The sequence below is a fragment of the Nonomuraea sp. NPDC050733 genome (assembly GCF_040654215.1).
Classification (GTDB): domain Bacteria; phylum Actinomycetota; class Actinomycetes; order Streptosporangiales; family Streptosporangiaceae; genus Nonomuraea.
Window position 1 is genome coordinate 102,430 of sequence record NZ_JBFAHO010000018.1, and the last position, 22,381, is coordinate 124,810.

A 22,381-nucleotide genomic window follows, 5' to 3' on the forward strand; every position below is an offset into this window, starting at 1 on the left:
GTCGAGAGGGTGAGCACGGAAAAAATCTACAGCCCGTTCCTGACGATCACGTCCCTGAACCACAGCGCGCTGTCCTTCGGTGTACGGGCCTGGGTGGCGTAGTCGACGTGGACGATGCCGAACCGGCGGCGGTAGCCCTCGGCCCACTCGAAGTTGTCCAGCAGCGACCACACGAGGTAGCCGCGCAGGTCGGCGCCCGCCTCGATGGCGCGGTGCGCCTCGCGCAGGTGCCCTTCCAGGTAGGAGACCCGGTCGGCGTCGTGGACCCGGCCGTCCACGACGACGTCCTCGAAGGCCGCGCCGTTCTCGGTCACCATGAGCGGCGTGCCCGGGTAGTCGCGCGACAGCCGCAGGAGCAGCCGCGACAGGCCGTCCGGCACGATCGGCCAGCCCATGGCCGTGACCGGGGCGTCGGCGGCGCGGAAGGCGACGTCCTCCGAGCCGGGCCAGGCGGCGTCGGCCGGCTCGCCGGGGCGGGCCTCCACCACGCAGGGGTTGTAGTAGTTCACTCCGATCCGGTCGATCGGCGCGCGGATCAGCTCCAGGTCGCCGTCCAGGATGTGGCCGGTGCCGCCGTTGCGCCGCGCCGCCTCCAGCACCGCCTCCGGGTAGCGGCCGTGGACGGCGGGGTCGAGGAACTGCCCGGTCAGCAGGGCGTGGACGCGCTCCACCGCCGCCGCGTCCGCCTCCCCGGGCACCGCGGACGGGTCGCCGACCTGGGCGGGAGTGAGCACGGGCGCCGAGTTGACGACGAGCATCAGGCTCTCCGCGCCCAGCGCCCGCAGCCGGGCCGCGGCCAGGCCGTGGCCGAGCATCAGATGGTGCGCGGCGCGCATCGCCGCCGCCGGGTCGCGGCGGCCGGGCGCGTGCACGCCGTTGCCGTAGCCGAGGTACGCCGCGACCCACGGCTCGTTGAGCGTGGTCCAGTGGCGGACCCGGTCGCCCAGCCGGGCGTGCACGGCCTCGGCGTGCTCGGCGAAGCGGTACGCGGTGTCCCGGGCCGTCCAGCCGCCGCGGTCCTCCAGCGCCTGGGGCAGGTCCCAGTGGTAGAGCGTGGCGTACGGCGTGACGCCGGCGGCCAGCAGCTCGTCCACCAGCCGGTCGTAGAAGGCGAGGCCTCGGGGGTTGGCGGGGCCCGTGCCGTCCGGCTGGACGCGGGGCCAGGCCACGGAGAACCGGTAGGCGGCCAGCCGCAGCTCCCGCATGAGCGCGACGTCGTCGGCGTAGCGGTGGTAGTGGTCACAGGCGACGTCGCCGGTGTCGCCGCCGGCCACGTTCCCGGGGGCGTGGGAGAAGGCGTCCCAGATCGACTGGCCGCGCCCGTCCTCCTTGACCGCCCCCTCGATCTGGTACGAGGCCGTGGCGGCACCCCAGACGAAGTTTTCCGGAAAAATCATCCTTTTACGGCTCCTTGCATGATTCCGCCGATGATCTGCCTGCCGAACAGGGCGAAGACCAGGACGAGGGGGAGGGTGCCGACCGCGGTTCCGGCCAGGCCGAGCACGTAGTCGTTGACGTAGCCGCTGGCCAGCGTGGACAGCGCCACCTGGACGGTCGGGTTGTCCGGGGTGAGCACGACCAGCGGCCAGAAGTAGTCGTTCCAGGCCGACATGAACGTCAGCATGCCGAGCACCGCCGCGGCGGGCCGCGCGACCGGCAGCACGACGTGCCAGAACAGTCCCCACGTCGTGCACCCGTCCACCCGCCCTGCCTCCAGCAGCTCGCCCGGCAGGGCGCGCGACAGGAACTGGGTCATGAAGAACACCCCGAAGGCGTTGACCAGCGCGGGCACCACCAGCGCGTACATGGTGCCGGTCCACTCCAGCTTCACCATGAGCAGGTAGAGCGGGATGATGCCGAGCTGCGCCGGGACGGTCATGGTGGCGACCGTGACGAGCAGCAGGGCGTTGCGGCCCCGGAAGCGGAGCTTGGCGAACGCGAACCCGGCCAGCGTGGACAGGAACATGACCGCGACCGAGATCGAGCCCGCGACCAGCACCGAGTTGACCAGGGCCAGGCCGAACGGCACGGTGTCGAAGACGCGGGCGACGTTGGCGAAGAAGTTGCCGCCCGGCCAGAGTGGCGGCGGCACCTGGGCCAGCGCCGAGTTGTGCCGGGAGGCCACCACCACGCTGTAGTAGAGCGGGAAGGCGGAGAAGAAGACGACCGCGATCAGGGTGAGGTAGCGCAGCCTCATGCCACACCGCCCTTCAGCCGGCGCGTGAGCAGGTAGTTGACCCCGGCGACCAGCACCACGGCGAGGAACATGAGCCACGACGCCGCCGCCGCGTAGCCGAAGTCGAACTTGGTGAAGCCCTGCTCGTAGACGAACAGCGCCAGCGTCTGGTACTGCCGGTCGGGGCCGCCGCTCGCGCCGACGCCCCCGGCGCCGCTGCTGGCGCTGAACAGCAGCGGCTCGGCGATGATCTGCATGGCGCCGATCGTGGACACCACGACCACGAAGACGATCGTCGGCCGGATCATCGGGATCGTGATCCTGCGCAGCTGGGTGAACCCGCTCGCGCCGTCGAGGGTCGCCGCCTCGTACAGCTCGCGGGGGACGGCCTGCATGGCGGCCAGGAAGATCAGCGCGTTGTAGCCCGTCCAGCGCCACATGATCATCGTGGACAGGGCGACGTGCGAGGTGGCCGTGCCCGCCGCCCAGTCGACCGCGCCGGCGCCGAACCAGGACAGCACCCAGTTGATCAGCCCGAAGTCCCGGCCGAAGAGCTGGCTGAAGATGACCACGACGGCCACCACGCTGGTGACGTTCGGCAGCAGCAGCGACACCCGGAACAGCGTCTGGAAGCGCAGCGGCCGGTTGAGCAGGTGCGCGAGCCAGATCGCCAGGACGAGCTGCGGCACGGTCGACAGGACGCCGATGGACAGCGTGTTGGCCACGGCGTTCCAGAAGTAGCCGTCGGCGAGCAGCGTGCCGTAGTTGGCGGCGCCCACGAACGCGTGCTCGTCCGACAGCAGCGTCCAGTCGTGCAGGCTCACCCAGGCGGTGTAGGCCAGCGGGAACAGTCCGAAGGCGCAGAAGAGCAGCAGGAACGGCGCGACGTAGGCGTACGGCGACACCCTCACGTCGAGGGTGTGCCGCACGCCGCGCCGGTGCCGCCGGGCCACGGGGAGGGGGAGTGAGCTCACTTGATCTTCTTGACGTCCTCGAGGACCTGCGCCCACGCCTGGTCGGGGGTCTGCTTGCCCTGCTCGACCCGGCCGAGCCCGTCACCGATGACGACGCGGACCTCGGCCTCCTTCGGCCCGAGGTGCTGCGGCTTGAGCGCCTTGGCGGCCTCGGAGTAGATCTTGCCGATGGGGGCGTCGCCGAAGAACGGCTTGGTGAAGCTCTGGATCGACGGGTCGTCGTACAGGGCCGGGATCGACGGGAAGGTGCCCTCCTCCTTGAAGACCTTGGCCTGGTTCTCCTTGGAGGTGAGGAAGTCGATCAGCTCGGCGGCCTCCTTCGGGTGCTTGCTCTGCTTGGGGATCATCAGGTGGGAGCCGCCGCTGTTGCCGGAGCCGCCCGGCACGGTCGCGATGTCCCACTTGCCCGTCGCGTCCTTGGCCTGCTCCTGGATGAAGCCGGTCATCCAGGCGGGGCAGATGATCGTGGCGAACGAGCCCTTGGCGAAGCCGGTGTTCCACGGCGGCGAGAAGGCGGCCAGCTTGGCGGTCAGCTTGTCGGAGGTGAGCTGGTTGGACAGGTCCCACGCCTGCTTCACGGCCGGGTTGGAGCCCACGATGATCGTGTCCTGGTCGTCGTACAGGCCGGTCGGCGCCTGGTTGACCATCGCGCGGAAGATCTCGCCGGGGCTGTCGACGAACTTGGCGCCGGCCACGTTCGCGGCGGCGAACTTCCGGCCGGTCTCGATGTACTTCTCCCAGGTCGGCCAGAGCGCCGCCACCTCCGCCCGGTCCGTGGGCAGGCCGGCCTTGGCGAACAGGTCCTTGCGGTAGCACATGGCCAGGCCGCCCACGTCGGTGCCGAGACCGAGGAGCTGGCCGCCCTGCTTGCTCAGCCCCTGCTGCCACTTCCAGTCGAGGTACTCGCCCTGCCGCTTGTCCAGGCCGTACTGCCTCAGGTCCTGGAACTTGGCGGGCTGGGCGGTGAACGTGCTGATGTAGCCGACCTCGACGGCCTCGATGTCGTCGGCGCCGGCGTTGGTGGCCAGGCGCTTGACCAGGTTGTTGTGGTGGTCGTTGAACTGGGTGACGTTCTCGGTGATCTCGATGTCCGGGTGGGTCTTCCGGTACTCCTCGTAGAGCGGCTTGAAGCCGAAGTCGCCGAACAGGCCGATGCTGAGCTTGATCTTCTCGCCGGGCCTGGCGGCGGTCCCGCCGGTGTCACCTCCGCCGCCGCACGCCGTGGCCAGGGCCAGGAGGGACGCGGTGAGCAGGGGGACGGCGAGGCGCTGGAGACGCGGGGGCATGGGACCCTCCTGAGTCGGAGCGGGGGGTGTCGGTCGAGAGAGCGCTCTCTCGACAGAGTCGCGGCGCTCACCCAAGGCTGTCAATCGCTGTGAGATAACGATCGGAGGGGTCGAGAGAGCGCGTTCACGAGCGGCTTCGGGCCGCTGATCTGGGAAAGCGCTTGCGTGCGGGACTCAGGCGCGCCGGGTGGACGCGCGGACCACGAGCTCTATGGGCTGGACGCGCTCCGCGCCCGGCCGGGTGTGCCCCGCGAGCAGCTCGAACAGCAGCTCCGCGCACCGCACCCCCGCCTCCCTGGGCCGCAGGTCGATGGCGGTGATGGGCGGGTCGGCGAGCTGCATCGCCTGGCTGTCCACGCACGAGGCGAGCAGCAGGTCACGGCCGGGGACGCGGCCCTGCTCGCGCAGCAGCGGCACGAGGTGGGCGGCCGCTCCGGCGGGGCCGCAGACCAGCGCGTCGATCTCCGGCCGCAGCGCCAGCAGCTCCAGGGCCGCGCGGCGGACGTCCTCCGGCGGCGCGTCGAAGGGCACCGTGCGGACCAGCGGCTCCCGGCCGTGGTGCTCGCACCACGCGCGGAACCCCCCGTGGACGGCGGCGGCCCAGTCGCTCGCGTCGCCGGCCACGATGAGCGCCGGCCGGGCCGCGCCCGACGCGCTGAGGTGGTCCATGAGCGCGCCCACCGTCTCGGCGTGCTGCGACAGCACGACGCCGTCGGCCCGCCCCGCTCCGGTGAAGCGCTCACAGGTGACCGTGGGCAGCCCGGCGGCCATGAGCCTGGTCACGATCGGGTCGTCGGCCAGCGGGTCGCCGAGCACCAGGCCGTCGACGCGGGGCGTGCGGCGGCCCGAGGTGATCAGGGTGACGTCGTAGTCGTTGTCGGCCGCCCCCTGCACGACGCCGAACACGAACGCCATGTAGTAGACCGACCGGGTGAGCACCTCCGGCACGTGCAGGCCGATGGTGCCGGTGCTGGCGCGGCGCAGGTGCCGGGCCGAGCCGTTGGGCACGTAGCCGAGGGCGGCGGCCACCTCCAGCACCCGGGCCTTGGTCTGCGCGGACACCCTCCCCGAGCCTCTGAGCGCGTCGGATGCGGTCGTCTTGGACACCCCGGCCGTCTTGGCGACGGTGAGCAGGGTGGCCGGCTCGTCTGGGCCCACACGGCGATGCTAGCGCTCCCCGAACGTGTTTCGGCCTGGTTTCCGATCCCCTTTGGGCCTTGTCCTCCTCTGGCCGCGGAAGTATGTTGACCGGCATGCCGGAACGTTCCGGCATCACGGGAAACGGCATCACCGGAACGGCACCACAGGAACGGCACCACAGGAACGGCATCACCGGAAACGGCAGAGAAGGGCGACAGCCGGATGGCATCTGGACGGCGGGTTCTCGGCGTCGGCGAGCGGCCGCACCCGCTCGACCCGCTCAGCGCGCGGGAGATCGAGCGGGCCACGCGGATCATGGCCGAGGACGGCGTGCTCGCCGCCGGCTCCGGCCGGGTGTCCTACCTCGGGATCGAGGAGCCGCCCAAGGAGGCGGTGCTCGGCTCCGGTCCGGCGCCCCGGCGGGCCCGGGCCCTGCTCATCGACCTGGCCACCGAGCACGCCCACGACGTCGTGGTCTCGCTCACCGACGGGCGGGTGGAGTCCCGGCGGCCGATCGACCCGGTGACCGCCGGGCAGGTGCCGATGCTGGACGAGGAGCACGAGCTGGTCAGGCGCGTGCTGCGGGCCGACGAGGGCTGGGCCGCCGCCCTCGCCCGTCGCGGCCTGGACGGCACCGCCGAGATCTGGCTCGCCGCCCTCTCGGCCGGTCACTACGGGCTGCCCGGCGAGGAGGGCAGGCGGGTCGCCCGCGTCCTCGCCCACCTGCGGCCCACCCCCGACAGCCTGCCGTGGGCGCACCCGATCGACGGCCTCGTCGCCTACGTCGACCTGCTCAAGGGCACGGTGATCGAGATCGTCGACACGGGCGCCCTCCCGATCCCGGCCGAGCACGGCGACTACCACCTGCCCGGCGCCTTCGGCGAGCCGCGCACCACCCAGCGACCCATCCACATCACCCAGCCCGACGGCCCGAGCTTCGAGGTCGACGGCAACCTCGTCACCTGGGAGAAGTGGAGCGTCCGCCTCGGCTACGACATGCGGGAGGGGCTGGTGCTGCACCAGCTCGCCTTCGACGGCCGGCCGATCGTCTACCGGGCGTCGGTGGCCGAGATGCTGGTGCCGTACGGCGACCCGAGCCGGGTGCGGTTCTGGCAGAACTACTTCGACACCGGCGAGTACCAGCTCGGCAAGCTGGCCAACTCCCTGGAGCTCGGCTGCGACTGCCTGGGCGAGATCACCTACTTCGACGTCACCGTCACCGGCGGCGACGGCTCGCCCAAGGCGCTGCCGAACGCGATCTGCATGCACGAGGAGGACTTCGGCGTGCTGTGGAAGCACACCGACCCGGCCAACGGCTCCCGCGAGACCAGACGGCAGCGCAGGCTGGTGATCTCCTTCTTCGTCACGGTCGGCAACTACGACTACGGCTTCTACTGGTACCTCTACCTCGACGGCACCATCGAGCTGGAGGTCAAGGCCACCGGCATCGTGTTCACCGGCGCCTACGACGAGCGCGCCGCGCCGTACTGCTCGCAGGTGGCGCCGGGCCTGGCCGCGCCCTACCACCAGCACCTGTTCTCGGCCCGGCTGGACATGATGGTGGACGGCACGGCCAACGCCGTCGACGAGGTCGAGGTGGCCCGCCTGCCCATGGGCGACGGCAACCCGTACGGCAACGCCTTCGGCCGGCGTGTCACCCGGCTGCGCACCGAGTCGCAGGGCCGGCGCGACGCCGACCTCGCCACCGGCCGCACCTGGCACGTGGTCAACCCGGAGGTCACCAACCGCCTGGGCGACCCCGTCGGCTACGCCCTGCACGCCGAGGGCCTGCCCACCCTCCTCGCCCACGAGGACTCCTCGATCCGCGCCCGCGCGGAGTTCGCCACCAGCCACCTGTGGGTGACGCGCTACCATCCGGCGGAGCGGTATCCGGCGGGTGACCTGGTGAACCAGCATCCCGGCGGAGCCGGCCTGCCCGCGTACACGGCGGCCGACCGCGACATCGACGGCCAGGACATCGTGCTGTGGCACACGTTCGGGCTGACCCACTTCCCCCGCACCGAGGACTGGCCGATCATGCCGGTCGACACGTGCGGCTTCACCCTGAGACCGGTCGGGTTCTTCGACCGCAACCCCACGCTCGACGTCCCGCCGAGCACCACGTCCCCGAGCTCCTGCCACACCCCCACCCCGGGCGTCCCCGCTGAGGACTGCTGCCACTAGAAACGAGGCGTCATGCGTTACAGACTCGCCTGCGGGGTCGCCGCCGTGCTGACCGCCACCTCCGCCTGCGGCGGCGGGACCGCCGCCGCGCCCGGCGCGCCCGGGAGCGCGCCCGACGCGAGTGCCCCGCCCGGGTACCTCGCGCTCGCCGACGGCAAGCTGCCCACCGGCGGCGCGCTCACCTTCGCCGTGCACATCGACAGCGGGGCGGCCACCGGCCTCGACCCGCAGCTCGCCGACGTCGCCACCTCCTGGCAGCTCATGTCGCTGGTCTACGAGACGCTCGTCACCGTCGGCCCCGACTTCGCCCCGAAGCCCGCGCTCGCCGAGAGCTGGGAGACCCCCGACCCCACCACCTACGTCTTCCACCTGCGCAAGGGCGTGACCTTCTCCAACGGCCGGGCCATGACCGCCGACGACGTGGTAGGCAGCCTGAAGCGGCTGCTCGCCGCCAAGTCGGTGTGGCGCGGCCAGCTCGGGCCCGTCGAGAAGGTCGCCAAGGTGGACGACGGCACCGTCAAGGTCACCCTGGCCAGGCCGTACACGCCGTTCCTCGCCGCGCTGGCCAACGTCCCCGCCGCCGTCCTGCCGATGAAGGAGATCGAGGCGGGCGCTTTCGACCCGGCCAAGGAGCTGCTCGGTACGGGCCCGTTCAAGGTCAAGGACCACCGGCAGGACGTCTCGTGGACCTTCGTCCGCAACGAGCACTACTGGGACAAGGGCAGGCCGGCCGCCGACAGCCTGTCCGTCACCATCGCCCCCGAGGAGGCGGCCCGCGTGGCCGCGGTGCAGAACGGCAGCGCCGCCCTGGCCTCGCTCGGCAACGTCGACTCCGCCGCGATGCTGGCCGGCGCCGCCGACGTCAAGGTCGCCACCCAGGCCACCACCGACTTCTACTACCTGATGCTCAACTCGAAGAACCCGGCCTTCGCCGACCCCCGGGTCCGGCAGGCGGTCAACATGGCGCTCGACCGCAAGCAGATCGCCGACGTGGCGCTCGGCGGCCAGGGCAAGCCGACGGGCGTCACGCCCGCGGGCCTGCCCGGCGCCTGCGACCCCGCCACGCTCCCGTCGGCCACCGCGGGCGGCGCCGCCAAGGCCAAGGAGCTGCTGGCCCAGGCCGGCGCCTCCGGCCTGTCCTTCACGCTCAGCATCTACGCCACCGAGCCGGCCCCGGCCGTCGCGCAGGTGATCCAGCAGAACCTCCAGCAGGCCGGCGTCACCGTCAAGATCGAGCAGATGGACGAGGCGAGCTGGGCGGGCAAGGTGTACGGCAAGGCGCCGGCCCCGTTCGAGGCCGCCCTGTCGTGGTTCGCCGGGTACGCCGACGCCGGCATGGTCACCACCTGGTGGAACCCCGACGTGGCGGGCTTCAACCAGGGCTTCATGCAGGCCGACAAGGACCTCAACACGCTCATCGCCAAGGCCGGCGAGACCCCGGCGGGCGCGGAGCGCGACAAGGCGCTGGCCGCCGTGTGCGCCAAGGTCGACACCGACTCCCAGATGGTGCCGCTGGTGACCCGCCCGGCCACGATCGCCTACCGGGCCGACGAGGTAAGCCCCAGCCTGTACGCCACCGAGGGCTACGGCAACCTGCTGCGGCTGGTCGCCGACGCCCGCGTCAAGCGGGGCTGAGCGCGATGCGGCTCCTGCTGTGGTGGGCCGGCCGGGCGCTCAGCTCGGCCGTCACCCTCCTCGGCATCTCCGTCCTCATCTTCGCGGCCCTGCGCCTCATGCCCGGCGGTTTCGCCGAGACCATCCTCGGCCCGTTCGCCACGCCGGAGCAGAAGGCCGAGCTGGCCGCCCGCTACGGGCTCGACCAGTCGGTGCTCGCCCAGTACGGGCACTGGCTGGCGGCGGTCGGCACCGGTGACTTCGGCACCTCGATGATCAGCCGGCAGCCGGTCGCGGCGGAGCTGGCGGCGCGGCTGCCCGTGACCGCGCGGCTCACGCTGCTGGCCGTGGCCGCCGCCGTCCTCGCCGGGGTCCCGCTGGGCGTGGTCACCGCCGTGCGCGCCCGGCCCGGCGGGGGCGGCGGCGCCGGGCGGCTGCTGAGCGGCCTGGGCGTGAGCGTCCCGGAGTTCGCGCTGGGCAGCCTCGTGGTCTTCGTGGTCTCCCGGTACGGCCTGCAGACCACCGGGTACGTGCTGCCCGCCGCGATCCTGTCGGTCTTCGCCATCTCCGCCACGGCCAGGACGACCCGCGACGCCGTGCTGGGCGTGCTGGTGGAGCCGCACATCACCGCCGCCGTGGCCCGGGGCGAGACGCCGTGGTTCATCGTCAGGCACCACATCCTGCGCAACGCCGCCGGCCCGGTGCTCACCCTCACCGCCACGATCACCGCGTACCTGCTGGGCGGCGCGCTCATCGTGGAGTACCTGTTCAACCTGCCCGGCATCGGCTCGTACCTCGTGCAGGCGGTGGGCCGCAGGGACTACGCGGTCGTGCAGGGCGGGGTGCTGCTGGCGGCCACCGTGTTCATCGTCATGAACGTCCTGGTCGACCTGCTCGTCGGCCTGCTGGACCCGAGGCTCGGGAGGCGCGCGTGAGGAAGACGCTCCGGAGAGGGGAGGCGCGGCGGGCGCGGCGGCTCGACCCGCTGTCGCTGACCGGCCTGGCCTGCCTGCTGCTGCTCGTGCTGCTGGCCCTGGGCTCGCTGGTGGACGCGGCCGGCGACCCCGACGCCATCGTGGGGCCGAGGCTGCGACCGCCCGGGCCCGGCTGGTGGCTCGGCACCGACAACCTGGGCCGCTCCCTGCTGCCGCGCGTCATGGAGGGCGTGGGCACCACGCTGCTGCTGTCGTCGGTGGCCGTGCTGCTGACGGCCGCGCTGAGCGCCGGCTTCGGCGTGCTCGCGGGCTACCGGGGCGGCTACCTGAACGAGCTGGTCATGCGGGTGGTGGAGGTGCTCTACTCGTTCCCGGCGATCGTGCTGGCCGTGCTCGTGGCCGCCGTCGCGGGGCCGGGGCAGCTCGCCGCGCTGGCCGCCATCGTGCTGGTGACCATCCCGCTGATGACGCGGCTCGTGCGGGCCGCCGCCGTGGCCGTGGCCGGGCGCGACTACGTGACGGCCGCCGTCATCAGCGGCGCCCGGCTGCCGCGCGTGCTCGGCCGGCACATCCTGCCGAACGTGGCGGGGACGATCGCGGTGCAGGGCACGTACGCGCTGTCGGTCGGCATCTCCGTGGAGGGCGGGCTGAGCTTCCTCGGCTTCGGCGTGCAGCCGCCGCAGGCCTCGCTCGGCGTCCTCATCCGGCAGGGCGGGACGTACATGCTGGCCGCCCCCTGGCTGATCATCGCGCCGGGGGCCGTGCTGGTGCTGGCCATCCTGTCCATCAACGTGTTCGGCGACGGCCTGCGTGACCGCTTCGAACCGAGGGAGACGAGGTCACTCGTATGAACGTCCTGCTTGACGTGGACGGCCTGGTCGTGGACTACGGCCGGGCCCGCGCCCTCGACGGGGCCGACCTGCGGGTGGCGGCCGGGCAGACGGTCGGCGTGGTGGGCGAGAGCGGGTCGGGCAAGTCCACGCTGGGCGCGGCGATCGGCCGGCTGCTGCCCCGCCAGGCGCGGATCGAGGCGGGCGGCGTCCGCGTGGCCGGGGAGCCGGTGCTGGAGCTGCGGCCCGCCGAGCTGCGGCGGTTGCGGCGGCGCCGGCTCGGCTTCGTCTTCCAGGACCCCATCGCCTCGCTCGACCCGACCATGCGGGTCGGCCGGCAGCTCCGCCTCGTGCTGGGCCGGCAGGACCGCGGGGACGTGGCCGCCCACCTGGGGCGGGTCGGCCTGGAGGACCCGTGGGTCGCCGCGGCGTACCCGCACCAGCTCTCCGGCGGCATGGCGCAGCGGGTGGCGATCGCCCTGGCCATGGCCGCCTCGCCGGAACTGCTGGTCGCCGACGAGCCGACGGCCTCGCTGGACGCCCAGGTGCGGGAGAAGGTGCTGGACGTGGTGTTCGCGCTGGCGGCCGGGGCCGGGACGAGCATCGTCTGGCTCAGCCACGACCTTCCGGCCGTGGCCCGCCGCTGCGACCGGGTGGCCGTCATGTACGGCGGCCGGGTCGTGGAGTCGGGACCCGCCGCGGCGGTACTCGGCGCCCCGGCCCACCCCTACACCGCGGCCCTGGCCGGGTCGGCGCCCGCGGCGGCGGCCCCGGGAGTCCGGCTGCGGCCGGTGCCGGGCCGGCCGCCGGTGCTGACCGGGCCGTCGCCGGGGTGCGCGTTCGAGCCGCGCTGCCCGTTCGCCCAGGAGCGCTGCGCCGTCGAACGCCCCGAGCCGGTCACGGTGGGGGAGCAGGAGGCGCTCTGCCATCGGGCCGCTGACCTGGCCGGACAGCTGGAGGTGATCGCGTGATCCTCGAACTGGCCGATGTCACGGTCTCCTTCACCACCGGCCCGCCGCTGCGGCGCCGCCGCGTCGACGCCGTGCGCGGGGTCTCGCTCGCCGTGGCCGAGGGCGAGACGCTCGGCGTGGTGGGGGAGTCCGGCTCGGGCAAGACCACCACCAGCCGGGTGGCGCTCGGGCTGCAACGCCCCACCTCCGGCACGGTGCTGTTCGACGGGCGTCCGTTCCCGCGCAACCGCCGCGACCTGGCGGGGCGCATCCAGGCGGTGCTCCAGCACCCCCACTGGTCGCTGAACCCCAGGATGCGCGTCGGGCAGAGCGTCGCCGAGCCGCTGGCCGTGCTCGGCCGGCCGGTCGGCTCGCTGGTGGGCGACGCGCTGGAGCAGGTCGGCCTGGGGGCGAACTTCGCCGAGCGCTACCCTCACGAGCTGTCCGGCGGTCAGCGGCAGCGGGTGTCGATCGCCCGCGCGCTGATCATCCGGCCGAGCTTCGTCGTGTTCGACGAGGCGGTCAGCGCCCTCGACATCTCCGTGCAGGCCCAGATCCTCAACCTGCTGAAGGACCTGCAGGCGGAGTTCGGCTTCAGCGCCCTGTTCATCTCGCACGACCTCGGCGCGGTCCGGTACGTGGCCGACCGGATCGCCGTCATGCGCGGCGGCGAGATCGTCGAGACCGCCGACGCCGCCGCCTTCTACTCAGCCCCCGAACACCCGTACTCGCGCCAGCTCCTGGAGTCCCTGTGACCCTCGCCCCCGTCTCGTCGTTCAACACCGGGGTCCCCGGCAACCCCGACCTCCCGCTCACCCCGCAGCCCAGCCCGGGGCGCGGCAGCGTGCCGTTCGACCTGCCCGGCGTGCTCGTCGGCACCGCCGAGTACGGCGAGGGCCCCACCGGCTGCACGGTCGTGCACGTCCCGGCGGGCGCGCGCACCGCGGTGGACGCCCGCGGCGGAGCCGTCGGCATGAGCGGCGGCTACGACTTCAACCACGCGATCTGCCTGGCAGGCGGATCGGTGTACGGCCTGGCCGCCGCGGCGGGCGTGAGCGACGAGCTCCTCGCCCGGCGCGGCAACCAGGTCAAGTGGGACGAGCTCCAGCTCGTCTCCGGCGCCGTGATCTACGACTTCTCCGCACGGGACAACGCCGTCCACCCCGACGCCGCGCTGGGCCGCGCCGCGCTGTGCGCCGCCCGCGAGGGCGAGTTCCCCGTGGGCAGGTGCGGGGCGGGCATCGGCGCCACCGCCGGGAAGATCGACTTCCGCCGGGCGGAGTTCGCCGGCCAGGGCGCCGCCTTCGGCGTCTTCGGCAGCGCCAAGGTGCTGGTCGCGACCGTGATCAACTCTGTCGGCGTGGTCGTGGGCCGCGACGGCGAGATCCTGCGCGGCAACTACCACGCCGAGGAGGGGGTCAGGCGGCACCCGAGCGTGGACTACGCGGCCCTGACCGGCGGGCCCGCCGTGATGGGCAACACCACCCTCACCGTGCTGGTCACCAACGTCAACCTGCACGACCGCGACCTCGCGCAGCTCGCCCGCCAGGTGCACAGCTCGATGCACCGCGGCATCCAGCCCTTCCACACCTCGACGGACGGCGACGTGCTGTTCGCCCTCACCACCGACGAGGTGGAGCTGGAGGGGCTCAAGCCGACGGGGCTCGGCGCGCTGGCCTCCGAGGTCGCCTGGGACGCCATCCTGAGCGGGGTGGAGTAGACCGGATGCACGTCTTCCCCCGTTACGCGCCGGACGATCCCGCGCACGCCGCCCGGCTCGTCCGTGCGAACCCGTTCGCGCTCGTGATCAGCGCCGGCGCCGGCGGCGCGCCCGTCGCCACGCACGCGCCCGTCCTCGTGGAGAGCGGCGGTGACCCGGCGTTCGAGGGCGCCACGCTGATCGGCCACCTGGCGCGGGCCAACCCGCAGTGGCGCGCGTGGGACTCCTCCCCGGAGGTGCTGGTGGTCTTCTCGGGGCCGCACGGGTACGTGTCGCCGACCAGCTACGCGGTGGACCCGTCGGTGCCGACGTGGAACTACGCGGCCGTCCACCTCACCGGCCGGATCGAGGTCCATCCCGACCCGCTGGAGGTCGTGGAGCGGACCGTGGAGGTGCTGGAGTCGGCGCGGACGCCGTCGTGGCGGCCCAGCCCGGCCTCCCGCGAGGTGTTCGCCCGGATCGTGTCGGGCGTGGTCGCCTTCCGGGTACGGGTGAGGGAGGAGCGGAGCATGTTCAAGCTGGGCCAGGACATCGACGACGAGCGGCGCGGGAGGGTCCACCGCGACGCGGACCCGGCCCTCGCCGCGCTCATGGACCGGGTGGACCCGCGATGAGGTTCCCCGCGTTCACGTCCTCGATCCTCGACCCGGCCGGGCGCGGCCGGGAGTTCGGCGCCCGGTGGGGCGCCGCCGTGCGCGCCAACCACGACGGCTACCTGAGCCTGTTCGAGGCGAGCGGCGCCGGTCCCGGGCGGGTCCGGGAGCTCGGCGAGCGGGCGCTGGCGAGCACGGCCGCCTGGGCGCCGGCCCTGGCCGAGGAGATCGGCGGCATCGCGGCGGGCTCCGGCCTGGAGCCGTGGCAGGTGGCGGCCGTCAATGCCCGCACCGAGATCCTGGCGGCCCTGCGCGCCGGCGGCGAGGGGGAGTGCTCGACCGCCGTCGTGCTGGGCGGCGGCCGGCCGCCGCGCACCGTGCAGACCTGGGACTGGCACGACCACCTGCGCGACGCGCCGCTGCTGTGGGCCTTCGAGCCGCGCCCCGGGCACCGGGTGCGCACGTTCACCGAGGCCGGGGTCCTGGGCAAGATCGGTGTCAACAGCGCGGGACTCGGCGTCCACTTCAACATCCTGCGCCACACCTCCGAGCACGCGGACGTGGGCGTGCCCGTCCACCTGGTCGCCCGTCGGATCCTGGACGAGGCCGCCTCGCTCGACGACGCGACGCGGATCGCCCGGTCGGCGCGGACGTCGGCGTCCACCGTCATCACCGTCGTCACCCTGGACGGGGTCCGGGCGCTGGAGATCTGCCCGGACGGCGTGGGGGTGGTCGGGCCCGGCGCCGGCGGCGTCCTGCTGCACACCAATCACTTCCTGGACCCGGAGCTGGCGCGCGGCGAGGGCCTCGGCACCGAGCGGCCCGGCACGTACGCCCGGCTGCGCCACCTGGAGGCGCGGGCCGGCGAGCTGGGCGACCCCGACCCCACCGCGCGGGCGGCGGCGATGACCTGCCACGCGCCGGTGGCTCCCGTGTGCGCCCACCCGGACCCGGACCTGCCCTTCGACCAGCGCTGGGAGACGCTCGCGGTGATCAGCCTCGACCTGCCCGCGGGCGCGATGCGCGTGCACCGCGGGCGGCTCTGCCAGGTCGCCGGGACGACCTGGCAGACGTTCTGACCCGGGAAGCTAGTGGAAGGCGGGCAGGCCGGTGAGCGCCCGGCCGACGACCAGCGTGTGGATCTCCGAGGTGCCCTCGTAGGTCAGCACGGACTCCAGGTTCACCGCGTGCCTGATCACCGGGTACTCCAGCGTGACGCCGCTCGCGCCGAGCAGCGTGCGGCACGTCCTGGCGATGTCGATGGCCTCGCGCACGTTGTTGAGCTTGCCGGCGCTCACCTGCTCGGGGGTGAGCTCGCCCCGCTCCTTCAGCCGCCCCAGGTGCGTCGCCAGCAGCAGGCCCTTGCCCAGCTCCAGCGCCATGTCGGCGAGCTTGGCCTGGGTGAGCTGGAAGGAGGCGAGGGGCCTGGCGAAGATCTCGCGCTCGGCGGCGTAGGCGAGAGCCGTCTCCAGACAGTCGAGCGCGGCGCCCATCGCGCCGAAGACGATGCCGAACCGGGCCTCGTTCAGGCAGCCCAGCGGCCCGGACAGGCCGCGGGCGCCGGGCAGCATCGCCCCGGCGGGCAGCCGCACGCCGTCGAGCACCAGCTCGCTCGTCACGCTGGCCCGCAGCGAGATCTTGTGCTTGAGGTCGTGCGCGGCGAAGCCCGGCGTGCCCGCGGGGACGAGGAAGCCGCGGATGCCGTCGTCCGTGCGTGCCCAGACGACCGCGACGTCGGCGACCGAGCCGTTGGTGATCCACATCTTCGTGCCGTTCAGCACCCAGTCGGAGCCGTCGCGCCGGGCGGTCGTCCGCATGCCCCCCGGGTCGGAGCCGAAGTCGGGCTCGGTCAGGCCGAAGCAGCCGATGCGCTCCCCGGCCGCCATGGCGGGCAGCCACTCCTGCTTCTGCTCCTCGCTGCCGTACTTCCAGATCGCGTACATGGCCAGCGAGCCCTGCACCGAGACCAGGCTGCGCAGGCCGGAGTCGGCGGCCTCCAGCTCCAGGCAGGCCAGGCCGTAGGCGACGGCGCCGAGGCCGGCGCAGCCGTACCCGTCGAGGTGCATTCCGAGGACGCCGACCGAGCCGAGCGTGCGGGCCAGCTCGCGCGCGGGCAGCTCGCCCGACTCGAACCAGCCGGCGACGTGCGGCCGGATCTCCTTGTCGCAGACCTGCCGGACCGTCCGGCGGATGTCGCGCTCCTCGTCGGTGAGGAGGCCGTCCAGGGCGAAGAGAGCCGAGGGGTGCATGAGCGCTCCCGTATTTTGGATCCAATATTGAATATCCAATATGGCACGGATAGGGTGATTTGACCATGGAGCTGCTGAACCTCGTGAACGGCCGCTGGATCGAGGGATCCGGCGCCGAGTTCGCCGACGCCAACCCCGCCCGCCCCGGCGAGATCGTCGCCCGCGGGCGCGCCGCCTCCTCCGAGGAGGTCGAGCGGGCCGTCCACGCCGCCCGCGCCGCCGCGCCCGCCTGGCGGGCCACCCCCCACCACGAGCGCGCGGCCGTCCTCACCCGAGCCGCCGCCCTCGTCGACGCGTCCGCCGAGGAGTGGGGCCGCGAGCTGAGCCGCGAGGAGGGCAAGACCCTCCCCGAGGGCGTCGCCGAGGTACGCGGCGCGGCGCGCATCCTGCGCTACTACGCCGCCGAGGCCGACCGCGAGAGCGGCGAGATCTACGCCTCCCCGCGCCCCGGCGAGAACCTCCTCGTCATGCGCAGGCCCGTGGGCGTCGCCGGCCTGATCACCCCCTTCAACTTCCCGATCGCCATCCCCGCGTGGAAGCTCGGGCCCGCCCTCACCTACGGCAACACGGTCGTGTGGAAACCGTCCTCGCTGGTGCCGCTGCTCGCCATGCGCCTGGCCGGCGCGCTCGTGGAGGCCGGCCTGCCCGACGGCGTCCTCAACCTCGTGTACGGCGAGGCCGACGCCGGCGCGGCGATCATCGACCACCCCGGCGTCACCGTGGTCTCCTTCACCGGCAGCACCGAGGTCGGCCGCGCCGTCATCGCCCGCTGCGGCGAGCTGGCCAAGCCCGTGCAGACCGAGATGGGCGGCAAGAACGCCGCGGTCGTGCTCGCCGACGCCGACCTCGACCACGCCGCCGAGCAGGTGTGCCTCGGGGCGTTCCGGTCCACCGGGCAGAAGTGCACCGCCACCTCCCGGCTCGTGGTCGAGGAGGCGGTCGCCGGCGAGCTGCTGCGCAAGGTGGCCGCCCGGGCGGGGGAGCTGGTCGTCGGCGACCCCCTCGCGACGGGCGTGGACATGGGGCCGCTGGTCAGCGCCCCGGCGCGGGAGCGGGTGGCGGCGGGCGTGCTCCGGGCCGTCAAGGAGGGGGCCGAGCCACTGGCGGGCGGGCGGCCGTACACGGAGGGCGAGCTTGCGGAGGGCTGGTTCACCCCGCCCACCGTGCTGGCCCTGCCCGGCACCCACCTGGACGTGTGGAGCACCGAGTTGTTCGGGCCCGTCGTCGGCGCGGTGCGCGCGTCCGGCCCCGAGGAGGCGCTGCGGCTGGCCAACCGGAGCGAGCACGGCCTGTCGGCGGCGATCTTCACCCGGGACCTCGGCGCCGCGCTGCGGGCCGTGGACGACCTCGACGTCGGCGTCCTGCACGTCAACTCCGAGTCCGCGGGCACCTTCCCGTGGGTGCCGTTCGGGGGGAGCAAGCTCAGCGGGTTCGGGCCGAGGGAGCAGGGGCGGGCCGCCCGCGAGTTCTTCACCCAGACCGTGACCGTCTACCTCGGGGCGCCGGCGTGAGCGGCGCGCTGTCCGGCCTGCTGGTGGCCGACTTCAGCCGGGTGCTCGCCGGTCCGTACGCGACCATGCTGCTGGCCGACCTCGGGGCCGACGTCGTCAAGGTGGAACGGCCCGGCGTCGGCGACGACACCCGCTCGTGGGGGCCGCCCTACGCCGGGGAAGAGCCCACCGGGGGAGAGGCCACCGGGGGAGAGGCCACCGGAGGGGAGGCCACCGGAGGGGAGGCCACGTACTTCCTGGCCGTCAACCGCAACAAGCGCTCCATCGCCCTCGACCTGCGCGACCCGGCCGACGCCGAGGTGGCCCGCGCCCTGGCCGCCCGCGCCGACGTGCTCGTGGAGAACTTCCGACCGGGCACCATGGACCGTCTCGGCCTCGGCCACGACGCGCTGCGCGAGCTCAACCCCGGGCTGGTCTACTGCTCCATCACCGGGTTCGGGGAGGGCGAGGGCGCGAAGCTGCCCGGCTACGACCTGATCGCGCAGGCCGTCGGCGGGCTGATGAGCGTCACCGGCGAGCCCGGCGGGCCGGGCACCAAGGCCGGAGTGGCCCTCGTGGACGTGATCACCGGGCTGCACGCGACGGTCGGCGTGCTGGCCGCCCTGCGCCACCGCGACGCCACCGGCGAGGGGCAGCGGGTCACGGTCTCGCTGCTGTCGTCGCTGCTGTCGGCCATGACCAACCTGGCCTCCGGCTACGCCGCCGCCGGCGTGGTGCCCACCGCCATGGGCAACCGGCATCCCAGCATCGTCCCGTACGAGGTGTTCCAGGCCGCCGACCGGCCGATCGTCATCGCGGCCGGAAACGACCGCCAGTTCCGCGCGCTGTGCGAGGTCCTGGGGCGCGCCGACCTCGCGGCGGACGCGCGGTTCGCGGCGAACTCCGGCCGGGTCGCCCACCGGGAGGAGCTGTGCGCGGAGCTCACCCGGGCTCTCGCCGCGCGCACGGCCGGCGCGTGGTTCGCCGACCTGACCGCCGCCGGTGTGCCGTGCGGGCCGATCAACACCGTGGCCGGCGCCTTCGAGCTCGCCACCGGCCTGGGCCTGCGCCCGATCGTCGGCGAGGGCCCGGCCGCCCAGGTGGCCAACCCCATCGGGCTCGGCCGCACACCCCCGGAGTACCGCCTCGCACCCCCGTCGCTCGGACAGGACGATCAGTGGGTTCGTGAGATATTGGGCGATTGACTTCCTCCGTCCCTGTGCTGGGAGGAGTCCGACCCTCACGAGTCGGGTTTCCTGCTTCACGGCCGACCGCCCCCGGAGAAGGATTTCCCCTTTGAGGTCTTACGCCGGCTCCACAGGCGTTTCACCTGTCCGCCAGCCCGGCGGCCAGGATGTTACGGGCGGCGTTCACGTCACGGTCATGCACCGCGCCGCAGACACAGGTCCACTCCCGCGTCGACAGTGTCAGCGCCCCGTTCCGGACACCGCAACGGCCGCACAGCCGGGAGGAGGCGAACCACCGCGCTGCTGTCACCAGCCGCCGGCCGTACCAACGCGACTTGTACTCCAGCATCTCCCGCAGCTGTCGCCAAGCGGCATCGGAGATCGCCCGAGCCAGTGGGTGGTTCCTCACCATGTTGCGCAAGGCCAGGTCCTCCACGGCGATCACTTGATTCTCGCGAACCAGCCGGGTGGACAGCTTGTGCAGGAAATCGCGACGTCGATCTGCGATGCGGGCGTATGCTCGCGCCACGTTCAGCCTGGCCTTGGCCCGGTTGGCGCTCCCGGGGACCTTGCGCGCCAGCGCCCGCCCTGCCCGCGTAAGCCTGCGCCGGTCGGCCTGTTCGTGTCGGGGATTCGCGATCTTCTCCCCGGTGGACAACGTCGCCAAAGTGATGATCCCCAGGTCGACCCCGACCCGGGTCCGCAAGGGTTCGAGCGGAGGGATTCGCTCCTCGACCAGAAGCGACACGAACCAACGGCCGGCCGCGTCTCGCGATACCGTCACCGTGGACGGCTGCGCCCCTTCGGGCAGGGGACGCGACCAGACGATCGGAAGCGGTTCGGTCATCTTGGCCAGCGTGAGCGTGCCCTCCTTCCAGCGGAAAGCGCTTCTGGTGTACTCGGCTGCCGCCCGCGATCGTTTACGCGACTTGAAGGTGGGATATCGTGCGCGCTTGGCGAAGAAATTCGCGAATGCCGCCTGAAGGTGCCTCAATGCCTGCTGTAACGGCACACAGGACACCTTGTTCAAGAAGCCGAGGTCGTCGGTGCGCTTCCACGCGGTCAACATCGCCGAGGACTCGGCGCAGGAGACACGGCGGCCCTCGGACCGGTAGGCGCGGGTACGCTCCTCCAAGGCCTTGTTGTACACCAGGCGCACGCATCCGAAGGTGCGGGTGAGCTTCTCGGCCTGCTGGGGTGTGGGGTAGAGGCGGTACTTGTAGGCCCGCTTCACGCTGTGTGCCACGCTGCACACCTTAGCGTAACCAAGGTCGGTGTTCGCTCGTTCGTTCGATCCCGATGTGTGCGCTTCCCCCCAAGCTCGGAAGCGGGGAGCGTGCACGCTCAAGGAGAAGTGATGACCACGCCAGAAGGGCCGGCAAGGGGCGTCGCGGCCGAGGTCGGGGGGCGGCGCAGGCCGCCGACGGCGCAGCAGTTCGTCCTCGCCGAGCTGCGGCGCGCCATCACCACCGGCCGCCTGCGCCCGGGCGACCCGATCCGCCAGGAGGCGCTGGCCGAGGAGCTCGACGTGAGCCGCGTCCCGCTGCGTGAGGCGCTCAAGACGCTCCAGGGCGAGGGCCTGGTCAGCTACCAGGCCCACCGGGGCTACTTCGTGGAGCGGCTGTCGCTGGACGACCTGCGCGAGGTCTACCTGATCCGGGAGATCCTGGAGGCCGAGGCGGTGCGCCGCGCGGTCGGGCGGCTCACCGACGACGCCCTCGGGTCCGCCGAGCGGGCGCAGGCCGAGGTTGAGGAGGCCGCCGCGGCGGGCGACGTGCTGGCGATGGCCGAGGCCAACCGCCGCTTCCACATGACGATCTTCGAGGCGGCCGGGCTGCCGCGCATGGTCCGGCTGATCAGGACGCTGTGGGACTCCACCGACGCCTACCGCTCGGTCTACTACGGCGATCCGGCCAACAGGGAGAGGGTCGTGGAGGAGCACCGGGCCGCGCTCGCCCTGCTGCGCCGGCGCGACGCCGAAGGGGCGGTGCGAGCCCTGGCCGAGCACCGCGCCCACGCCGTGGCCGCCATCGAGACCGTCCTCCCGGCCGCCCCCGCCTCCTGAAACTGCTGGGTGAGGAGCCTCAGGCGGTGAGCACGCGGCCGACCATCCGCGCGTACATGCGGCCCGGGCTCGGCGACTTGGCCAGGAAGCCGGGCAGCATGGGCAGCCCCACCGCGTACGGCTCCAGCCGCTCGTACAGCTCGTCCGCCCCCGCCGGCCGGTCGTCGGGCCGCTTCTCCAGCAGCTCGGCCAGCAGCCCGCCGAGCCCCGCGGGCAGGCCCGGGATGGCCGGGGGCCGCTCCTTGACCTGCTTCTCGAACACCACGTAGTCCGTCGGCCCCGTGAAGAGCTGCCGGCCGGTCAGCATCTCGTGCATGACGCAGCCCAGCGCGTACAGGTCGCTGCGCGGCTCGGCCACGCCCCGCTGGATCTGCTCGGGCGCCATGTAGGCGGGTGTGCCGAGGATCTGCCCGATCCGGGTGAACGTCGTGACGTCGGCGTCGCGCAGCATGGCCAGGCCGAAGTCGAGCACCTTCACGCTGCCGTCGGGGCACAGCATGAGGTTGGTCGGCTTGAGGTCGCGATGGCAGATCGACAGGGCGTGCGCGGCCGACAGCACCGCACACGCCTGCGCGGCGATCGCGGCGGCCCACGGCACCGGCAGCGGCCCGTGCTCGCTGACCACGTCGGCCACCGTGACGCCCTCGATGAACTGCATCACCTGGAACAGCCGCTGCTCGTGGGTGCCGAAGTCGTAGAGCACCGGCGCGCCCGGGTGCTCCAGCCGGGCCAGGATGCGGGCCTCCCGGATGAAACGGCGCTCCAGCTCGCCGTCCGGCCCGCTCGGCAGCCGCAGCAGCTTCACCGCGACCCGGCGGTCGAGATGGCGGTCGTGGCCCGCGTAGACGGCCCCCATGCCGCCCTGCCCGAGGGGGAAATCACCGAGCACATAGCGGTCGCCGATGACCATTCGCCCCCCCATACCGCCTTTCCGCAAGAAACTACACCGTCAAGCGACGGCGCGCCGTCGCCCGGACCCGCGAGGGAG

General features: G+C 73.0%; 20 protein-coding genes. 12 read left to right on the forward strand and 8 right to left on the reverse strand.

Going from position 1 to position 22,381, the window contains the following annotated elements; all coding sequences use genetic code 11:
* Positions 1-26: 26 nt before the first annotated feature.
* The 5 genes from AB0H64_RS26080 to AB0H64_RS26100 form a co-directional block, all read right to left on the reverse strand.
* Positions 27-1,397 (reverse strand): GH1 family beta-glucosidase, encoded by a 1,371-nt coding sequence (locus AB0H64_RS26080; RefSeq protein ID WP_357629276.1) that lies wholly within the window; start codon positions 1,395-1,397, stop codon positions 27-29.
* Positions 1,394-2,197 (reverse strand): carbohydrate ABC transporter permease, encoded by an 804-nt coding sequence (locus AB0H64_RS26085; RefSeq protein WP_357629279.1) that lies wholly within the window; start codon positions 2,195-2,197, stop codon positions 1,394-1,396. The genes AB0H64_RS26080 and AB0H64_RS26085 overlap by 4 nt, the downstream gene beginning before the upstream one ends.
* Positions 2,194-3,150 (reverse strand): sugar ABC transporter permease, encoded by a 957-nt coding sequence (locus tag AB0H64_RS26090; protein ID WP_357629281.1) that lies wholly within the window; start codon positions 3,148-3,150, stop codon positions 2,194-2,196. The genes AB0H64_RS26085 and AB0H64_RS26090 overlap by 4 nt, the downstream gene beginning before the upstream one ends.
* Positions 3,147-4,436: an extracellular solute-binding protein gene (locus tag AB0H64_RS26095; RefSeq protein ID WP_357629284.1), complete on the reverse strand. Its 1,290-nt coding sequence runs from the start codon at positions 4,434-4,436 to the stop codon at positions 3,147-3,149. Before AB0H64_RS26095 ends, AB0H64_RS26090 begins: the two co-directional genes overlap by 4 nt.
* Before the next feature lie 174 nt (positions 4,437-4,610).
* Complete coding sequence (locus AB0H64_RS26100; RefSeq protein ID WP_357629286.1) at positions 4,611-5,594, reverse strand: LacI family DNA-binding transcriptional regulator; 984 nt, start codon at positions 5,592-5,594, stop codon at positions 4,611-4,613.
* Between the two features lie 204 nt (positions 5,595-5,798).
* On the opposite strand from AB0H64_RS26100, the gene AB0H64_RS26105 reads away from it, so the two are divergent.
* From AB0H64_RS26105 to AB0H64_RS26145, 9 genes are read left to right on the forward strand one after another with little or no spacing between them, the layout of a single operon-like run.
* Entirely contained in the window at positions 5,799-7,760 is a 1,962-nt protein-coding gene (locus AB0H64_RS26105; protein ID WP_357629288.1) for a primary-amine oxidase, read from the forward strand.
* Between the two features lie 12 nt (positions 7,761-7,772).
* Positions 7,773-9,395 (forward strand): ABC transporter substrate-binding protein, encoded by a 1,623-nt coding sequence (locus tag AB0H64_RS26110; RefSeq protein ID WP_357629290.1) that lies wholly within the window; start codon positions 7,773-7,775, stop codon positions 9,393-9,395.
* Between the two features lie 5 nt (positions 9,396-9,400).
* Complete coding sequence (locus tag AB0H64_RS26115; protein WP_357629293.1) at positions 9,401-10,309, forward strand: ABC transporter permease; 909 nt, start codon at positions 9,401-9,403, stop codon at positions 10,307-10,309.
* Positions 10,306-11,160, forward strand: a complete 855-nt coding sequence (locus AB0H64_RS26120; RefSeq protein ID WP_357629296.1) for an ABC transporter permease — start codon at positions 10,306-10,308, stop codon at positions 11,158-11,160. The genes AB0H64_RS26115 and AB0H64_RS26120 overlap by 4 nt, the downstream gene beginning before the upstream one ends.
* A complete protein-coding gene (locus AB0H64_RS26125) occupies positions 11,157-12,110 on the forward strand; it encodes an ABC transporter ATP-binding protein (RefSeq protein WP_357629299.1) in 954 nt (317 codons plus the stop codon). The genes AB0H64_RS26120 and AB0H64_RS26125 overlap by 4 nt, the downstream gene beginning before the upstream one ends.
* Positions 12,107-12,844 (forward strand): ATP-binding cassette domain-containing protein, encoded by a 738-nt coding sequence (locus AB0H64_RS26130; RefSeq protein WP_357629301.1) that lies wholly within the window; start codon positions 12,107-12,109, stop codon positions 12,842-12,844. The genes AB0H64_RS26125 and AB0H64_RS26130 overlap by 4 nt, the downstream gene beginning before the upstream one ends.
* Positions 12,841-13,809: a P1 family peptidase gene (locus AB0H64_RS26135; RefSeq protein ID WP_357629303.1), complete on the forward strand. Its 969-nt coding sequence runs from the start codon at positions 12,841-12,843 to the stop codon at positions 13,807-13,809. The genes AB0H64_RS26130 and AB0H64_RS26135 overlap by 4 nt, the downstream gene beginning before the upstream one ends.
* 5 nt (positions 13,810-13,814) lie before the next feature.
* A complete protein-coding gene (locus AB0H64_RS26140) occupies positions 13,815-14,423 on the forward strand; it encodes an FMN-binding negative transcriptional regulator (RefSeq protein ID WP_357629306.1) in 609 nt (202 codons plus the stop codon).
* Entirely contained in the window at positions 14,420-15,481 is a 1,062-nt protein-coding gene (locus tag AB0H64_RS26145) for a C45 family peptidase (RefSeq protein WP_357629309.1), read from the forward strand. Before AB0H64_RS26140 ends, AB0H64_RS26145 begins: the two co-directional genes overlap by 4 nt.
* A 9-nt stretch (positions 15,482-15,490) precedes the next feature.
* Here AB0H64_RS26145 and AB0H64_RS26150 read toward each other — a convergent pair whose 3' ends face one another.
* Positions 15,491-16,651, reverse strand: coding sequence for an acyl-CoA dehydrogenase family protein (locus AB0H64_RS26150; protein ID WP_357629311.1), 1,161 nt, complete (start codon positions 16,649-16,651; stop codon positions 15,491-15,493).
* A gap of 65 nt (positions 16,652-16,716) precedes the next feature.
* On the opposite strand from AB0H64_RS26150, the gene AB0H64_RS26155 reads away from it, so the two are divergent.
* Both AB0H64_RS26155 and AB0H64_RS26160 read left to right on the forward strand, forming a co-directional pair.
* Entirely contained in the window at positions 16,717-18,162 is a 1,446-nt protein-coding gene (locus AB0H64_RS26155; RefSeq protein ID WP_357629314.1) for an aldehyde dehydrogenase family protein, read from the forward strand.
* Positions 18,159-19,346 carry a CoA transferase gene (locus AB0H64_RS26160; RefSeq protein ID WP_357629317.1) on the forward strand — a complete coding sequence of 396 codons (1,188 nt, stop codon included), beginning with the start codon at positions 18,159-18,161 and terminating at the stop codon, positions 19,344-19,346. The genes AB0H64_RS26155 and AB0H64_RS26160 overlap by 4 nt, the downstream gene beginning before the upstream one ends.
* Positions 19,347-19,467: 121 nt before the next feature.
* On the opposite strand, the gene AB0H64_RS26165 is transcribed toward AB0H64_RS26160, so the two are convergent.
* Complete coding sequence (locus AB0H64_RS26165; RefSeq protein ID WP_357629319.1) at positions 19,468-20,574, reverse strand: RNA-guided endonuclease TnpB family protein; 1,107 nt, start codon at positions 20,572-20,574, stop codon at positions 19,468-19,470.
* A gap of 111 nt (positions 20,575-20,685) precedes the next feature.
* Here AB0H64_RS26165 and AB0H64_RS26170 point away from each other — a divergent pair, with 111 nt between their 5' ends.
* Positions 20,686-21,393 carry a GntR family transcriptional regulator gene (locus AB0H64_RS26170; RefSeq protein WP_357629322.1) on the forward strand — a complete coding sequence of 236 codons (708 nt, stop codon included), beginning with the start codon at positions 20,686-20,688 and terminating at the stop codon, positions 21,391-21,393.
* A 19-nt stretch (positions 21,394-21,412) separates the two neighbouring features.
* On the opposite strand, the gene AB0H64_RS26175 is transcribed toward AB0H64_RS26170, so the two are convergent.
* Entirely contained in the window at positions 21,413-22,303 is an 891-nt protein-coding gene (locus tag AB0H64_RS26175) for a serine/threonine-protein kinase (RefSeq protein ID WP_357629324.1), read from the reverse strand.
* Between the last annotated feature and the right edge of the window lie 78 nt (positions 22,304-22,381).

Coding starts and splice junctions, on each gene's coding strand:
- AB0H64_RS26080 (WP_357629276.1), bottom strand. CDS start 1,397: ATGATTTTTCCGGAAAACTTCGTCTGGGGTGCCGCCACGGCCTCGTAC.
- AB0H64_RS26085 (WP_357629279.1), bottom strand. CDS start 2,197: ATGAGGCTGCGCTACCTCACCCTGATCGCGGTCGTCTTCTTCTCCGCC.
- AB0H64_RS26095 (WP_357629284.1), bottom strand. CDS start 4,436: ATGCCCCCGCGTCTCCAGCGCCTCGCCGTCCCCCTGCTCACCGCGTCC.
- AB0H64_RS26105 (WP_357629288.1), top strand. CDS start 5,799: ATGGCATCTGGACGGCGGGTTCTCGGCGTCGGCGAGCGGCCGCACCCG.
- AB0H64_RS26110 (WP_357629290.1), top strand. CDS start 7,773: ATGCGTTACAGACTCGCCTGCGGGGTCGCCGCCGTGCTGACCGCCACC.
- AB0H64_RS26115 (WP_357629293.1), top strand. CDS start 9,401: ATGCGGCTCCTGCTGTGGTGGGCCGGCCGGGCGCTCAGCTCGGCCGTC.
- AB0H64_RS26125 (WP_357629299.1), top strand. CDS start 11,157: ATGAACGTCCTGCTTGACGTGGACGGCCTGGTCGTGGACTACGGCCGG.
- AB0H64_RS26140 (WP_357629306.1), top strand. CDS start 13,815: ATGCACGTCTTCCCCCGTTACGCGCCGGACGATCCCGCGCACGCCGCC.
- AB0H64_RS26145 (WP_357629309.1), top strand. CDS start 14,420: ATGAGGTTCCCCGCGTTCACGTCCTCGATCCTCGACCCGGCCGGGCGC.
- AB0H64_RS26150 (WP_357629311.1), bottom strand. CDS start 16,651: ATGCACCCCTCGGCTCTCTTCGCCCTGGACGGCCTCCTCACCGACGAG.
- AB0H64_RS26155 (WP_357629314.1), top strand. CDS start 16,717: ATGGAGCTGCTGAACCTCGTGAACGGCCGCTGGATCGAGGGATCCGGC.
- AB0H64_RS26170 (WP_357629322.1), top strand. CDS start 20,686: ATGACCACGCCAGAAGGGCCGGCAAGGGGCGTCGCGGCCGAGGTCGGG.
- AB0H64_RS26175 (WP_357629324.1), bottom strand. CDS start 22,303: ATGGTCATCGGCGACCGCTATGTGCTCGGTGATTTCCCCCTCGGGCAG.